Annotated in this window: 16 protein-coding genes; 9 read left to right on the forward strand and 7 right to left on the reverse strand. The window is 72.8% G+C overall.

Annotated elements, in window-relative coordinates; genetic code table 11:
• Nucleotides 1–86 precede the first annotated feature (86 nt).
• Nucleotides 87–713: a 2-phospho-L-lactate guanylyltransferase gene (cofC, locus tag LV79_RS26600; protein WP_253841211.1), complete on the reverse strand. Its 627-nt coding sequence runs from the start codon at nucleotides 711–713 to the stop codon at nucleotides 87–89.
• Nucleotides 714–859: 146 nt separating this feature from the next.
• Between cofC and LV79_RS26605 the strand changes: the two genes are divergently transcribed.
• Genes LV79_RS26605 through LV79_RS26615 form a run of 3 tightly spaced genes read left to right on the forward strand, consistent with a single transcriptional unit; the run spans nucleotide 860 to nucleotide 3,730 of the window.
• The gene (locus tag LV79_RS26605; RefSeq protein WP_253840958.1) at nucleotides 860–1,582 is read left to right on the forward strand and encodes a lysophospholipid acyltransferase family protein; all 723 of its coding nucleotides are present in this window, start codon (nucleotides 860–862) and stop codon (nucleotides 1,580–1,582) included.
• 13 nt (nucleotides 1,583–1,595) lie between these two features.
• The gene (locus tag LV79_RS26610; protein ID WP_253840959.1) at nucleotides 1,596–2,600 is read left to right on the forward strand and encodes an NAD(P)H-dependent glycerol-3-phosphate dehydrogenase; all 1,005 of its coding nucleotides are present in this window, start codon (nucleotides 1,596–1,598) and stop codon (nucleotides 2,598–2,600) included.
• A 23-nt stretch (nucleotides 2,601–2,623) separates the two neighbouring features.
• Complete coding sequence (locus LV79_RS26615) at nucleotides 2,624–3,730, forward strand: cystathionine gamma-lyase (RefSeq protein ID WP_253840960.1); 1,107 nt, start codon at nucleotides 2,624–2,626, stop codon at nucleotides 3,728–3,730.
• A 15-nt stretch (nucleotides 3,731–3,745) separates the two neighbouring features.
• On the opposite strand, the gene LV79_RS26620 is transcribed toward LV79_RS26615, so the two are convergent.
• Both LV79_RS26620 and LV79_RS26625 read right to left on the reverse strand, forming a co-directional pair.
• Nucleotides 3,746–4,480 carry an anti-sigma factor gene (locus LV79_RS26620; RefSeq protein ID WP_253840961.1) on the reverse strand — a complete coding sequence of 245 codons (735 nt, stop codon included), beginning with the start codon at nucleotides 4,478–4,480 and terminating at the stop codon, nucleotides 3,746–3,748.
• Entirely contained in the window at nucleotides 4,477–5,076 is a 600-nt protein-coding gene (locus tag LV79_RS26625; RefSeq protein WP_253840962.1) for a sigma-70 family RNA polymerase sigma factor, read from the reverse strand. Before LV79_RS26625 ends, LV79_RS26620 begins: the two co-directional genes overlap by 4 nt.
• Nucleotides 5,077–5,408: 332 nt before the next feature.
• On the opposite strand from LV79_RS26625, the gene LV79_RS26630 reads away from it, so the two are divergent.
• The gene (locus tag LV79_RS26630; RefSeq protein WP_253840963.1) at nucleotides 5,409–5,909 is read left to right on the forward strand and encodes a cysteine dioxygenase; all 501 of its coding nucleotides are present in this window, start codon (nucleotides 5,409–5,411) and stop codon (nucleotides 5,907–5,909) included.
• Nucleotides 5,910–5,960: 51 nt separating this feature from the next.
• Here the strand turns inward: LV79_RS26630 and LV79_RS26635 are convergent, their stop codons facing one another.
• Complete coding sequence (locus tag LV79_RS26635; RefSeq protein WP_372495464.1) at nucleotides 5,961–6,683, reverse strand: pyridoxamine 5'-phosphate oxidase family protein; 723 nt, start codon at nucleotides 6,681–6,683, stop codon at nucleotides 5,961–5,963.
• Between the two features lie 70 nt (nucleotides 6,684–6,753).
• Here LV79_RS26635 and pdxR point away from each other — a divergent pair, with 70 nt between their 5' ends.
• Entirely contained in the window at nucleotides 6,754–8,166 is a 1,413-nt protein-coding gene (pdxR, locus tag LV79_RS26640) for a MocR-like pyridoxine biosynthesis transcription factor PdxR (RefSeq protein WP_308208967.1), read from the forward strand.
• An 11-nt stretch (nucleotides 8,167–8,177) separates the two neighbouring features.
• Complete coding sequence (locus LV79_RS26645) at nucleotides 8,178–9,299, forward strand: D-alanine--D-alanine ligase family protein (RefSeq protein ID WP_253840964.1); 1,122 nt, start codon at nucleotides 8,178–8,180, stop codon at nucleotides 9,297–9,299.
• Nucleotides 9,300–9,335: 36 nt separating this feature from the next.
• On the opposite strand, the gene LV79_RS26650 is transcribed toward LV79_RS26645, so the two are convergent.
• Nucleotides 9,336–9,917, reverse strand: a complete 582-nt coding sequence (locus LV79_RS26650) for a DUF3515 domain-containing protein (RefSeq protein ID WP_253840965.1) — start codon at nucleotides 9,915–9,917, stop codon at nucleotides 9,336–9,338.
• Between the two features lie 19 nt (nucleotides 9,918–9,936).
• Nucleotides 9,937–10,170, reverse strand: a complete 234-nt coding sequence (locus LV79_RS26655) for an Lrp/AsnC ligand binding domain-containing protein (protein WP_092776641.1) — start codon at nucleotides 10,168–10,170, stop codon at nucleotides 9,937–9,939.
• A gap of 108 nt (nucleotides 10,171–10,278) precedes the next feature.
• Between LV79_RS26655 and LV79_RS26660 the strand changes: the two genes are divergently transcribed.
• From LV79_RS26660 to LV79_RS26670, 3 genes are read left to right on the forward strand one after another with little or no spacing between them, the layout of a single operon-like run.
• Nucleotides 10,279–11,244, forward strand: coding sequence for a thiamine-phosphate kinase (locus tag LV79_RS26660; RefSeq protein ID WP_253840966.1), 966 nt, complete (start codon nucleotides 10,279–10,281; stop codon nucleotides 11,242–11,244).
• Nucleotides 11,245–11,259: 15 nt separating this feature from the next.
• Nucleotides 11,260–11,715 (forward strand): GNAT family N-acetyltransferase, encoded by a 456-nt coding sequence (locus tag LV79_RS26665; RefSeq protein WP_372495465.1) that lies wholly within the window; start codon nucleotides 11,260–11,262, stop codon nucleotides 11,713–11,715.
• Nucleotides 11,716–11,752: 37 nt separating this feature from the next.
• Entirely contained in the window at nucleotides 11,753–12,427 is a 675-nt protein-coding gene (locus tag LV79_RS26670) for a uracil-DNA glycosylase (RefSeq protein WP_253840967.1), read from the forward strand.
• A 67-nt stretch (nucleotides 12,428–12,494) separates the two neighbouring features.
• On the opposite strand, the gene recG is transcribed toward LV79_RS26670, so the two are convergent.
• On the reverse strand, nucleotides 12,495–14,657 hold the full coding sequence (gene recG / locus LV79_RS26675) for an ATP-dependent DNA helicase RecG (RefSeq protein WP_253840968.1): 2,163 nt from the start codon (nucleotides 14,655–14,657) through the stop codon (nucleotides 12,495–12,497).
• Nucleotides 14,658–14,757: the final 100 nt, after the last annotated feature.

Below are 14,757 nucleotides of genomic sequence, written 5' to 3' on the forward strand. Positions count from 1 at the left end.
CCCATTGTCAGCTACCGCGGGCGGGGGAGCGCACCCGTGACTCCTACGGAGACGTGAATTCTCGCCACATCCGCCGAGCGCGCGGCTCAGCGCACCCGGCAGGTGGCCCCGGCCAACCGGGCGGTGCGCGCGCCGAGCCCCAGGTCGGCGGCCAACCGCAGGTCACCCGGGGTGTCCACATCGCAACGCAGGTGTGCCAGGCGATCGCCGACCCGGACCGCGCCGGTGCCGTGCGCGGCGGCCGATCCCGGCCCGAACCGCGGGTGCAGCGGGGCTCCCGGCGCGCCGAGCAGCAGCGTCGTCCCGGTACCCGGCCGGTCGGCGACGAACGCCCGCCTGCCCTGGGCCTCGGCCACCGCGGCGTCGAGGTCCTCGGGCCGCAGCGCGGGCAGGTCGGCCTGCATGGCGCCGACGACGGCGCCCGGATCGGCTTGGCGCAGCGCCCGCGCGCCGAACTCCAGTGCCGCGTTGAGGCCTGGCAGACCGCGTTCGTCGACGACCTCGGCGCCGGTGCCCGCGAGCGCGGCGACCACGCGGGCGTCCTCGCACACCACGAGCAGCCTGCGCACCACCGACGCGGCCAGAGCGGCGGTCACCGTGTCCAACACCACAGCGAGCACGAGGTCGCGGTGCGCGTCGGCGCCACCGGGCACCGCGCCGCGCAACCGGGACTTGGCCCGGTCGAGGTTCTTGACCGGCACCACGAGGTCCACCACGTCCTCGATCCTGCCGGCAGCCGCCGCGGCGGGCACCCACCGGTGGACCCGTGTGGACCCGGGGCGGGTCAGCCAGGGAGACTCACGGGTCACGTGCGGCGGCAGCGCCGCTGCGGTTCTGGCGGAGCACTCGAGGAGCGGCGTTGGGCAAGCGTGAGAAGGGCGGGTTCTGGGTCGCGGTGTCCGCGGCGGCGTTCTACCCGTTGAGCTGGATGGCCAAGCGGGACTACCGGCACGCCGAGAAGCTGCCCGCCGAGGGCGCGGCCCTGCTGGTGATGAACCACGTCTCCCACCTCGACCCGCCGAGCGACGCGGTGTTCGTGCACCGCAACGGCCGGGTGCCGCGGTTCATGGCCAAGGACAGCCTGTTCCGCATCCCGGTCTTCGGCAAGATGCTCGCGGGCTCCGGCGGCATCCCCGTCTACCGCGGCACGTCGGACGCCCGCGGCAGCCTCAGCGCCGCGCACGACGCGTTGCGCGAGGGCAAGTTGGTGCTCATCTACCCCGAGGGCACCATCACCAAGGACCCGGCGGGGTGGCCGATGTGGTCGCGCACCGGGGTGGCGCGGTTGGCGCTGGAGAACGACGTCCCGGTCATCCCGGCCGCCCGCTGGGGCACCCAGGAGATCTGGAACGGCTACGACAAGAAGTTCCGGCCGTTCCCCCGCAAGCGGGTCGTGACCCTGGTGGGTGACCCGGTCGACCTCTCGGCCTACCGGGGCAGGCCGGTCACCAACCAGTTGCTGCGCGAGGTCACCGACCTGCTGATGAGCCGGGTGCGGTCGCTGGTCGCCGAGATCCGCCAGGAGCCGGAACCGGCCGAGTTCTACCGCGCGAGCGCCAAGCGCGACACCGCGACGGACTGACGGGACGACGACCATGGCGGGCAAGATCACGGTCATGGGCGCGGGGTCCTGGGGGACCACGTTCGCCAAAGTGCTCGCGGACGCGGGCACCGAGGTGGTGCTGTGGGCGCGGCGCCGCGACGTCGCCGACGGCATCGCCGAGACCAGGCAGAACCGCGACTACCTGCCCGGGGTCGCGCTGCCCGCGCCGCTGACGTCCACTTCGGACCCCCGGCTGGCGCTCGACGGCGCGGACACGGTGGTGCTCGCGGTGCCGAGCCAGACCCTGCGCAACAACCTGACCGCGTGGCGCGCGCTGCTGCCCGCGGGCGCGACCCTGGTCAGCCTGGCCAAGGGCGTGGAACTGGGCACGCTCAAGCGGATGAGCGAGGTCGTCGTCGACGTCACCGGCGTGCCCGACGACCAGGTCGCGGTGGTGTCCGGGCCGAACCTGGCCAAGGAGATCGCCGAGGAGCAGCCGACCGCGACGGTCATCGCCTGCCGCGACCACGACCGCGCCGTCGCGTTGCAGCGCGCGTGCACCACCGGCTACTTCCGGCCCTACACCATCACCGACGTGGTGGGCTGCGAGCTCGGGGGCGCCTGCAAGAACGTGATCGCGCTGTCGTGCGGGATGGCCGACGGCCTCGGGTTCGGCGCCAACACGCTGGCCACGCTGATGACCCGCGGTCTCGCCGAGACCAGCAGGCTCGGTGCCGCGCTCGGCGCCGACCCGCTGACCTTCGCCGGTCTGGCCGGGCTCGGCGACCTGGTGGCGTCGTGCTCGTCCCCGCTCTCGCGCAACCGGACCTTCGGCGCGCGGCTGGGCCGGGGCGAGACCATGGCGCAGGCGCAGGCCGCGGTGGGCGGGCAGGTCGCCGAAGGGGTGAAGTCGTGCTCGTCGATCCGTGAGCTGGCGCTGCGCCACGGGGTGGAGATGCCGATCACCGAGGTGGTGCACCGGGTCTGCCACGACGGGTTCGACCTCAGCGAGATGGCCGGTGCGCTGATCGGCCGCAAGACCCGGCCGGAGCGGTGATGTCCGCTGGTGAGGAGTTCGTGGTGAGCGAGCCGTTCGGCGACGGGACCAGGTGCGTGCACGGTGGTCTCGTCCCCGCCGAGCCCGGTGGACCCGTTCCGCCGCAGCCGGTCATGGCCAGCCAGTTCCACCTGTCCGACGACCCGTCCGCCGACTTCTACGGCCGCGCGGGCAATCCGACGTGGCGGGCGCTGGAGTCGGCCATCGGCGCGCTCGACGGCGGGTCGTGTGTGCTCTACCCGTCCGGCATGGCCGCTGTGTCCGCCTTGATGCGCGTGCTGCTCAAGCCGGGTGACACGGTCGTCCTGCCGTCCGACGGCTACTACCTCGGCCGCTCCTACGTGCGCGAGCACATGATGAACGGCTTGGTGGTCAGGGAAGTCGCGACGACGGCCGCGTGGACAGCGGAGACGGTCGCGGGCGCGGCCTTGGTGCTGCTGGAAACCCCGTCCAACCCGGGCCTGGACGTGTGCGACATCACCGCCATCGCCCGGTTGGCGCACGCGGCGGGCGCCCTCGTCGCGGTGGACAACACGACGGCGAGCCCGTTGGGGCAACGCCCGTTGGCGCTGGGCGCCGACATCACCCTGGCCAGTGACACCAAGGCGGTGGCGGGACACAGCGACGTGCTGCTCGGCCACATCACCGCCACCGACCCCGACCTGGTCGCCCGGCTGCGGACCGAGCGCACGGTCAGCGGCGCCGTGCCGGGACCGTTCGAGGTGTGGTTGGCGCACCGGGGACTCGGCACGCTGGACCTGCGCCTGGCCCGCCAGGCCGAGAACGCGGCCGCCCTCTACGACGTCCTGCGCGAGCACCCGGCGGTGCGTTCCGTGCGGTGGCCCGGGTCCCCGCTCGACCCGGCCCACGAGGTCGCCGCGCGGCAGATGCGCCGCTTCGGCGGGGTCATCAGCTTCGAACTGGCCTCCGCCGAGGCCGCTGCCCGGTTCCTGGCGGCGTCCCGACTGGTGTCCTCGGCCACCAGCTTCGGCGGCCTGCACTCCAACGCCGACCGCAGGGCGCGCTGGGGCGACGCCGTTCCCGAGGGCCTGTTGCGCCTCTCATGCGGCTGTGAGGACACCCGCGACCTGGTCGCCGATGTCCTCACAGCCCTCGAAGCGGTTATCTGAGCGGGTGTTACCTGACTAGTCCGGCAGCGCCATCGCCATCACGACCGGGCCGTGCGGGACGTCCGAGCCACCAGCGGCCTCGATGCTGACCCCGACCTGGTTGGCGGTGCCGATGCCCGCGCTGTCCACGATGGACGCCCGACCGGAGTCGTCCGGCGCGAGCAGTCCGACCGAGCGCGGGCTGCCCTCGTCGCGCATCAGCCACGCCTGGTAGGTCTTGCCGTCCGGCGCGGGCGGCATGTTGGCCGCCAGCAGCATCACCTGGCCCCGCGACCGCGACACCACCACGGTCCCGTTCAGGCCCGCCGCCGTCGAACCGCTGACGAACCGGACGTCGTCGGCAGAGAGCAGGTCCACCATGGCGACCGACTGCGACTTCTGGGTGTCGAGCTCCTGCTGGTTGCGCAGCAGCAGCGCGCCAAGCGACACCGAGACCACCAGCAGCACCGCCGCGGCGATCCCGGTCAGCCGCAGCGCCACCGGCCGCGACCGGGTCGGCGCCGATCCGCCGTGCTGCAGCGGCGGCAGCTGGCGGACCTCGGCGATCCTGGCCAGCACCCGCGCCTTCAGCTCGGCGGGTGGGACCTCCGACACCGCGTCCCCGAGCCGGGCCGCCGTCGCCTGCAACTCGCGCACCTCTTGGGCGCACGCGTCGCACTCGGCGAGGTGCCGCTCGAACGCGGCGCGCTCGATCTCGGGAATGGCGTCGAGGGCATAGGCGCCGGTCAACGCGTGGATGTCGGCGGTCATCGAGCCACCCCCAGGCAGTCGCGCATGCGGATGAGTCCGTCACGCAGTCGGGTCTTGATCGTCCCCAGCGGGGTGTCGAGCAGTTCGGCCACCTCGCGGTAAGTCAACCCCCGGTAGTAGGCCAGCTCCACCGACTCCCGCTGCAGGTCGGTGAGCGAGGACAGGCAGCGGCGCACCTGCTCGTGCTCGAGCCGGGTGCCCACCTGCTCGGCGACCTCGTCGAACGGCCTGCTGGTCTCCCTGCGGTAGGCGCGGTCCTCGCGGTCGGTCGCCGACTGCGACGAGCGCACCCGGTCCACCGCGCGCCGGTGCGCCAGGGTCATCACCCAGGTCATTACGCTGCCCCGCTCCGGGCTGAACCGCGCCGCGGTCCGCCACAGCTCGAGCAGCACCTCCTGGGTCACCTCCTCCGACTGCGCCGGGTCCCGCACGATCCGCCGCACCAACCCGAACACCGGGGCGCAGACGTGCTCGTAAAGCCGCTCGAAGGCGCCCTCGTCCCCCTTGGCGACCCGGAGCAGCAACGCCTCCGGATCCGGTGCCCGCGCCTCGTCGGCCGCGCTCACGCTCGCGATCCGCCGAACCCGCTCGGCCATGTCCACCCGCTCTCCTCGACCAGCCGCGGGACCAGCGTCCCCACGTCGGTGGTCATTCGGCGCACCGGGCACCGCGGATTGGCGCGGGCGTACCCCGGCGCGCTCCCGCCAGTGTCCCACGGTGTGGGCGCGGGGCGGACGGGCTTGCGCGGGCCGGGGTCCGCTGCCAGTCTGTGCCGCGTGTTGCCGCGCACCATCGCCGACCACCGGGGTCACGCCGACCTCGGTCTTGTCGCGAGCGCGCTCTGTCCGTGTCGTTGATCCAGCCCATCCGCCGACCCGCCACCCCGGGCCGCCAGCTGTGTTCACCGCCACCGAAGGACACCACGCGCATGTTCGCCGTCCCGCCCAACACCGTCGCGCTCACCGCCACCCCGGCCTCGGCGCACCCGGCCCTCATCGCCCGCCAGGTCGCCGACGACCGCGCCCGCTGGGCACCACTGCTGCGCTACGACCCGGCCGAGCGCTTCGCCGCCCTGGTCGAACGGGTCGACGGCCAGGAGGTCTGGCTGATGAGCTGGCTCCCCGGCCAGCACACCGACCTGCACGACCACGGCACCGTCGCGGGCGCCTTCACCGTGGTCTCAGGCTCGCTGACCGAGCGCGTCGCCGCACCGCACCGGCCCGCGGAGGTGCTGCACACGGTCCTGGCAGGCCAGTCCCGCGTCTTCGGCCCCGGGTACGTCCACCAAGTCGGCAACGACACCCCCGACCCAGCGGTCAGCATCCACGTCTACCGCACCGCCCGCCCCGCCATGCGCCCCTACCGCATCGACCCCATCACCGGCCCCCAGCGCCTCCCCACCCCTGACGCGCGCGGGTTGTCGAGCTGACTATTGGCCCCAGCGACTCCGCACCACGATGTGAGCGGGTCGTTGACCTGACTACAGGGGGCCGGAGGCCGCTCGTGCGGTGATGTGGGCGGGTTGGGGGAGGTCCGAGTCGGGTTCGGGCTCGCCCCAGATCTGGCGGAGGGGGAGTACGCCTGCCCAGGCGATGTTGGTGGTGACGTCTTCCTCGTCGTCGCCCGGTGCGCCTGTGCGGGTTTTCACCGCGGCCTCGGTGAGGTCCAGGGTCAGTACCGCTGTCGCTGCCAGTTCCTTTTGGGTTGGGGGGCGGGCGTGGTCCCAGGAGCCGGGGGCCATGTGTTCGGTCAGCACGCGGAGACCGTGCAGTTTGGTCTCCGGATCGGTGACCTGGACCGCGGTGCCGTGGATGACGGCGGAGCGGTAGTTCATCGAGTGGTGGAACACCGACCGCGCGTAGACGACTCCGTCGAGCAGGGTCACCGCCACGCAGACCTCCACTCCGGACATCGCGGCCCGGAGGCTGCGGGCGCCGGTGGAGCCGTGCAGGTAGAGGGTGTCGCCGTCGCGGCCGTAGCCGGTGGGCAGGACGATGGGGCTGCCGTCCACGACCGTGGACAGGTGGCAGATCAGACCCGCGTCGAGCACGGCGTACAGGGTGGCGCGGTCAGTGCTGGAGCGGTGCGCGCCCCGCTTGACAGTGCTGCGCGGGGTCGGCGACAGCGGGCTCGGTGACGGCGGGCTGGTCGACGGGTCGGGGCCACCGGTGTCGCCGGGCGGGGTGAGGCAGGTCTCGGTCACGGCGTTTACGCTGCCGCACCCGAGTGGCATCCTGACAGGGCCACAGCTCGGCGATTTCAGGAGGCCACTGGTGTCGGAGAGCCCAGCCTTGCCGGTGACCCTCGACCGGGGGTCACCCACACCGCTGGCGGTGCAGCTCGCGGAGGAGCTGCGGGCCGCGGCGGGGGACGGCAGGCTGCGCAGCGGCGACCGGTTGCCCTCCACCCGCGCCCTGGCCACCCAGCTCAACGTCAGCCGGACCGTCACCGCCGCCGCCTACGAGCAGCTGCACGCCGAGGGCTGGATCACCGGCAAGCACGGCTCCGGCACCTACGTCACCACCGCGCCCCCCGGCTCGCCGTCCACCAGGCCCAAGCCGAGGCCGACCGAGGCCGGCGAGGTCACCGCCGTCGACCTGCGGCCGGGATCGCCGTGGGCCAGCGGCATCGACCGGTCGGCGTGGCGGCGGGCCTGGCGCGGCGCCGCCGACGTCGCCCCGCTGCCCCGGCCGACCCGTGCGGGTGTGCCCGCCTACCGCGCCGCCGTCGCCGAGCACCTGTTGCGGCACCGGGGGTTGCGGGTCAGCGGCGAGTACGAGGGCGAGTCGGTCCTGGCGACGGCGGGCACCACGGCAGCGGTCGCCGAGTTGGCCGCCGCGGTCCTGAGCCCAGGTGACGTCGTCGCCGTCGAGGAACCGGGTTACCAGCGCGCGGTCCAGACCATGCGGGCCGCCGGTCTGGTCGTCGTTCCCGCGCCGGTCGACGCGGACGGACTGCTGCTCGACGCCGTTCCCGCCGGGGCGCGCGCGGTGTACTGCTCGCCCGCGCACCAGTACCCGCTGGGCAGGCGGATGTCCGCGGCGCGACGGGTGGAACTGGTCGACCGGGCGCGCCGCGACGGCTGGCTGGTCATCGAGGACGACTACGACGGTGAGCTGCGCTACGACGTGGCGCCCCTGCCGCTGCTGGCCTCGCTCGCCCCGGACGTGGTGGTGCACCTCGGCACCACCAGCAAGATCCTCACCCCCGCGCTCGGCGTCGGCTGGATGGTCGCGCCGCCCCCGGTCATCGCCGCCGTGCTGCACCACCGCGACATCACCGGCACCAGCCCGTCGGCGGCCGGGCAGTTCGTGGTGGTGGAACTGGCCCGCAACGGCGACCTGGGCAGGCACCTGCGCAAGCTGCGCCGCGAGCTGTCCGAGCGGCGCGGCATGCTCGTCGACGCGCTCACCGGCGCCGGGGTCCGCTTCCTCGGCGACGACGCGGGCGCGCACCTGGTGGTCCCGCTCGGCTCGGCGGCGCGCGAGCACGAGCTGATCGAGGCGGCGGGCGGGCGCGGCATCCTGCTCGACGGCCTGGCCCGCCACCACTGCGGTCCGGCGACCTGGTTCGGCATCGCGGTCGGTTACGCGGCGTGTTCGCGCGCGCAGCTGCGGGCCGCGATCCCTGACCTGCTGTCGCTGCTGTCCCAGTCGAGCGACCAGCGGAGTACTCCGTCCGGGTAGTCTCGTCCACCATGTCGAGCCTCACGCCGTCACCGGGTAGCCAGTCCACGCCGAAGCTGCGCGTAGCGGTCGTGTTCGGCGGGCGCAGCACCGAGCACACCATCTCGTGCGTCTCCGCCGGGAGCGTGCTGGCGAACCTGGACAGCGACCGGTTCGAGGTCGTGCCGGTCGGCATCACCCCCGACGGAGCGTGGGTGCTCGGCCCCGGCGACCCGGCGGCGCTGCGCATCGAGGACCGCGCGCTGCCCACGGTCACCAGCGGCACCGCCCTCACCCTGCCCGCCGACCCCACCTCGGCCGGGCTGGTCGTGCTGGAGCCGGGCAGGCAGGGCGAGGTCATCAGCGGCGTGGACCTGGTGTTCCCGGTGCTGCACGGCGCCTACGGCGAGGACGGCACCATCCAGGGCCTGCTGGAGATGGTCGGCGTCCCCTACGTCGGTCCCGGCGTGCTGGCCAGCGCGGTGGCGATGGACAAGGGCTTCACCAAGAAGCTGCTGGCCGCCGAGGGCCTCCCGGTCGGCCGCTACGTGGAACTGCGCCGCGACCAGGCCACCCTCACCGAGGACGAGCGCGAACACCTGGGGCTGCCGGTGTTCGTCAAGCCCTCGCGCGCCGGATCGTCAACGGGGATCAGCAAGGTCTCCTCGTGGGACGAACTCGACGCCGCCATCGTGCGGGCGCGGGCGATCGACCCGAAGGTGCTCGTGGAGGCCGCTGTCGTGGGCCGTGAGGTCGAGTGCGGCGTGCTGGAGTTCCCCGACGGCGCCGTCCGCGCGTCGCTGCCCGCCGAGGTCCGCCTGGCCGAGGGCATCGACTGGTACGACTTCGACGCCAAGTACCTCGACGCGGTGTGCGAGCTCGACATCCCGGCCAAGCTGCCCGACGAGGTGGCCGAGCGGTTGCGCGCCACCGCCGTCGCCGCGTTCCGCGCGCTGGACTGCCAGGGCCTGGCCCGGGTCGACTTCTTCGTCGGCGAGGACGGCGAGCTGACCGTCAACGAGGTCAACACCATGCCCGGGTTCACCGCGACCTCGGCGTTCCCGAAGATGTGGGACGTCAGCGGGATCGACTACCCGACCCTGCTCAGCGTGCTCATCGACACGGCGCTGGCCAGGGGGACCGGCCTGCGGTAGGGCGACCGGGGGAGACTGGTCATCGGGGGAGTCTGGTCAGGGCCTGACCTCTTGGGCGACCAGCCGCTGACCGACCACTTCGGACACGGTCTGCAGCGGCCCGGTGCCGAGCCCGGCGGGCAGCGTCAACGCCACGTACACCGGCCGGTCGACCGCGAACCAGGTCGCGGCGCCGTCGCCCTCGATGACCAGCCAGCGCACCTTCGACACCTCGCGCAGCGCGGCGGTGTTGGTCAGCTCCGGGGGCTTGCCGAGGCCGCAGCGCAACACGACCGGGTCACCCACCTGGTCACCCCAGGCGGCCGCGCCGACGGGGGCCGGGTCGGCGATCGGCAGCCGCGGCAGCGTCTTGCCGTTGTTGGGAAGCACGTCCGGCAGCGCTGAGGTCAGGCCTGCGCATTCTGTGGAAGCGGAGTCGGGAGCGTCGACCGGGACCAACCCGACCGGGCCGGTCCGCGGCGCCTGCGTCGTCTGGCCAGCCTGGTTCACTGCCACCCGTTCGGGGTCGTCGGGCAGCAGCAATCGGACCACCACGACGCCGACCACCAGCAACCCGGCCAACACCGCGGCGGTGGTGACGGCGGTGCGGGAGAGGCCTGCGGCGGTCTGCGTGCTCACCGGCCCACTAGACCACGGCTCAGAGGTGGACCACCGGGCAGGTCAGGGTGCGCGTGATGCCCTCGACGTTCTGGATCCTGGCCACGACCAGCTGCCCGAGCAGGTCGACGTTGTCGGCCTCGGCGCGCACGATGACGTCGTACGGGCCGGTCACGTCCTCGGCCGTGGTGACGCCCGCGATGCCCGCGATCTCCGCCGCCACCGCAGCGGCCTTGCCGACCTCGGTCTGGATCAGGATGTATGCGTGGACCACGGCGCGCCCCTTCGCGGTTGGGAGTCCCCTAGAGGTAGGAACGTGTCCAGCAACGTACCCCAGTTGCCTTTCGTTGGGGATTCCGAATATCGGTGATCGGAGGAAGCAGTGAGTCCGAACACGCCTGACGGCGCGGAAACCGTTGCCGAGGTGGGTGAGTTCGGACTCATCGATCGGGTCACCAGGGGCAGACCCCAACCGAGGACCACCCTGGTGGGTCCCGGTGACGACGCCGCCGTGGTGGCAGCGCCGGACGGGCGGGTGGTCGCGGGCACCGACGTCCTCGTCGAGGGCGTGCACTTCCGTTTCGACTGGTCGTCGCCGGAACAGGTGGGGCGCAAGGCGGTCGCGGTGAACCTGGCCGACATCGCCGCCATGGGCGCGGTGCCGACCGCGGTGCTGGTGGGCATCGCGTGCCCGCAGACGACACCCGCCTCGGTGATCGAGGAACTCACCGCGGGCATGTGGCAGGAGGCGGCGCGGGCCCGGGTCGGGGTGGTGGGCGGCGACATGACCGAGTCCGCGACCCTTGTGATCTCCCTCACCGCGTTGGGCGACCTGCGCGGCCGGGCACCGGTGACCCGATCGGGCGCGCGCCCCGGTGACGTCGTCGCGGTCGCGGGCAAGCTCGGCTGGAGCGCCGCAGGGCTGGCCGTGCTCGGCCGCGGCTTCCGGTCCCCGGTCAGCGTCGTCGGCGCCCACCGCGCGCCGGAACCGCCGTACGAGGCCGGTCCCGACGCCGCCGACGCCGGGGCCACCGCCATGATCGACGTGTCCGACGGGCTGCTCGCCGACCTCGGGCACATCGCCGCCGCCTCCACTGTGGCCATCGACGTGCGCTCCGACCTCGTCGAGGTGCACCAGCGGCTGCTCGACGTCGCCAGCGCGCTCGGCGGCGACCCCCGGCACTGGGTGCTCACCGGCGGCGAGGACCACGCGCTGGCCGCCACCTTCCCCGACCCGCACGGCGTCCCCGACGGCTGGCGGGTCATCGGGACCGTCGCCAGGGGCCAGGGCGTCACCGTCGACGGCGCGGTGTACTCCGGCGCCGCGGGCTGGCAGCACTGGCGGTAGGCGACAATCGCGGGCGTGCGCATCGAAGTCCGCGACTACGCCCACCCCGACGTGGTGAAGCTCGTCGCCGAGGTCCAGCAGGAGTACGTCGTCCGCTACGGGGGGTTCGACGAGACCCCCGTCGACCCGACGGAGTTCACCCACCCGTCGGGGTTGTTCCTCATCGGGTACCTCGACGACGTCCCGGTCGCCTCCGGCGGGTGGCGCGTGCACGACCCGGAGACCGTGGAGATGAAACGGCTCTACGTGACACCCGCCGCGCGGGGCAGGGGATTGGCGCGCGCCATGCTCGCCGAACTGGAGCGCGTCGCGATCGCGGGCGGCTACCGCAAGCTGATCCTGGAGACCGGCCTGAAGCAGCCGGAGGCGGTGGAGCTGTACCTGTCGAGCGGCTACGACACCATCGAGCCGTTCGGCTTCTACGCCGACGCGCCGCTGGCCCGCCACCTCGGGAAGATCCTCACCCCGTGACCGGGCCCACTCACCCAGGTGGGTATGGTCTGCCGCCGTGGCACGACCGCTGAGCGAGATCGTCGAACAGGGCTGGGCCCTGGCACTGGAACCCGTGGCCGACAAGATCGCCGCGATGGGCGACTTCCTGCGCGCGGAGGTCGCCGCCGGGCGCACCTACCTGCCCGCGGGGGAGAACGTGCTGCGCGCGTTCCAACAGCCCTTCGCCGACGTCCGCGTCCTCATCGTCGGACAGGACCCCTACCCGACCCCGGGACACGCCGTCGGCCTGTCCTTCTCGGTCGCCCCGGACGTCCGACCGATCCCCAAGAGCCTCATCAACATCTACAAGGAGTACGTCGAGGACCTCGGTCACCCGACCCCGTCCAACGGGGACCTCACCCCGTGGACCGAACACGGCGTGCTCCTGCTCAACCGAGCGCTGACCGTGGAACCGGGCAAGTCCAACGCCCACCAGGGCAAGGGCTGGGAAGAGGTCACCGAACAGGCCATCAAGGCCCTCGCCGCCCGCGGCGGCCCCCTGGTGGCGATCCTGTGGGGCCGCAACGCCCGCAACCTCCGCCCGATGCTCGGCTCCGTCCCCGCCATCGAATCCGCCCACCCGAGCCCGCTCTCGGCCCACGCGGGCTTCTTCGGCTCCAAGCCTTTCAGCCGCGCGAACGAACTCCTCGCCGAACAGGGCGCGGCGCCGGTGGACTGGAAGCTCCCGTAGCTCCCGCCTCGCTGAAGTTCTTGCCCCGTCCTGGATTCCCGCGCGTGCTGGGGATTCGGGGCGGGGCTCAGGCCTTTTCCAGGTATTCGGCGCGTTCGGTGTCGATGACCTGGTGGACCATGCCCGCCAGGCCGGGGTAGGCGGTGAGGGCCGGGTCGTCGGCGACGAGGGCTTGGGCGACGACGCGGGCGTCGGCGATGACCTGTTCGTCGCGGATGAGGGAGAGCATCTTGAGGCCGGACTTGGCGCCGGACTGGCTGGCGCCGAGGATGTCGCCCTCGCGGCGCAGTTCGAGGTCCATCCTGGCCAGTTCGAAGCCGTCGAGGGTGGAGGCGACGGCGTCGAGGCGGTCGCGGGTGGCGGTGCCGCCGGGCATGTCGGTGACCAGCAGGCAGACGCCGGGGGCCGAGCCGCGGCCGACGCGGCCGCGCAGCTGGTGCAGCTGGCTGACGCCGAACCGGTCCGCGTCCATGATCACCATGGCGGTCGCGTTCGGCACGTTCACGCCGACCTCGACGACCGTGGTGGCCACCAGCACGTCGATCTCCGCGGCCGCGAACGCCCGCATCACCGCGTCCTTCTCGTCGGTGGGCAGCCGCCCGTGCAGGATTCCCAGCCGCAGCCCCGACAACGGGCCCGCCGCCAGCGTCTCGGTCACCTCGACGACCGCGAGCGGTGGCCGCCGACCGTCGTCGGACCCGCCGGGACCGTCCTCCTCGTCGCCGATGCGCGGGCACACCACATAGGCCTGGTGCCCCTTGCCGACCTCCTCGCGCACCCGCTGCCAGACCCGGTCCAGCCAGGACGGTTTCTCCGCCACCGGCACGACCGTCGTGGAGATGGGGGAGCGGCCTGCCGGGAGTTCGCGCAGCGCCGAGATCTCCAGGTCGCCGTAGACGGTCATAGCGACCGTGCGCGGGATCGGCGTCGCGGTCATCACCAGCACGTGCGGGCTCAGGTTCTCGCCCGCCCTGCCGCGCAACGCGTCGCGCTGCTCGACACCGAAGCGGTGCTGCTCGTCCACCACCACCAGCCCGAGCGCGGCGAACCTCACCTTGTCCTGGATCAGCGCGTGCGTGCCGACCACGATCCCGGCCGCGCCGCTCACCGCGTCCAACATGGCCTGCTTGCGCTGCGGCGCGGTGAGCGACCCGGTCAGCAGGGTGACCTTGGTGGCGTTGTCCGCCGCGCCGAGTTCGCCGCCCTGCCCGAGTTCGCCGAGCAATTCCCGCAGCGACCGCGCATGTTGCGCCGCGAGCACCTCGGTTGGTGCAAGCATCGCCGCCTGCTTGCCTGAGTCCACTGCTTGCAGCATCGCCCGCAGCGCCACGATCGTCTTGCCGGAACCGACCTCGCCTTGCAGCAACCGGTTCATCGGGTGCTCACCGGACAGGTCGGCCGCGATCGCCTCGCCCACCTCGACCTGACCGGCGGTCAGCGTGAACGGCAACCGCTTGTCGAACGCGCTGAGGATCGCGCCCTCGGTCGGCGGGCACGCGGGCGCCGGCCGCGCGTTGGCCGCCTGGCGGCGCTGCGCCAGCGCCAACTGCACCGACAGCGCCTCGTCCCACTTGAGCCTGGTGCGCGCCAACTCCAGGTCCGCCCACTCGGCTGGCCGGTGGATGGAGCGCACCGCCTGCTCGTACGGCGGCAGGCCGAGCTTGTCGCGCAACGCGTCCGGGAACGGGTCGGTGATCTCGTCGAGCACCGCGAGCGCCTGCTGCACGCACTGCGCGATCTGCCACGACTGGATCTTCGCCGACGACGGGTACACCGGGATCAACCCACCGGCGAACTCCTCCACCGCCTCGGTCTCGGCGTCCCCGTCGAGCAGTTGGTAGTCCGGGTTGGCCAGCTGCAACTTCTGCCGGAACGCGGTGACCTTGCCCGCGAACAACGCGCTCATCCCCGGCTTGAGCTTCTCCATGTGCCACGGCTGGTTGAAGAACGCGCAGTCCAACGACCGCTTCCCGTCGGTCAGCGCCACCTCGACCAACGTCCCGCGCTTGGTCTTCATCTGCCGCTTGGTCACCGACACGACCTTGGCCATCACGGTGACGTGCTCGCCGACCTCCAACCCCGCGATATCGGTGAGCTGCCCCCGCTCGGCGTACCGACGCGGGTAGTGCCGCAGCAGATCCCCCGCGGTGGCCAACTTGAACGCCCCCTCCAGGGCATCCGCCGACTTCTTGCCCACCACCCGCTCGAGCCGCTCACCCAGCCCAGTCATCCGCTCCAGCCCCGCATCCGCTCGCCCACCTGCCCCGCACATTCTGTCGCCACCCACCGACACCCGGTCACACAGTGCCCCATCCCCGGTGCTCCCGCGG

Source organism: Actinokineospora globicatena (genome assembly GCF_024171945.1).
GTDB lineage: Bacteria > Actinomycetota > Actinomycetes > Mycobacteriales > Pseudonocardiaceae > Actinokineospora > Actinokineospora globicatena.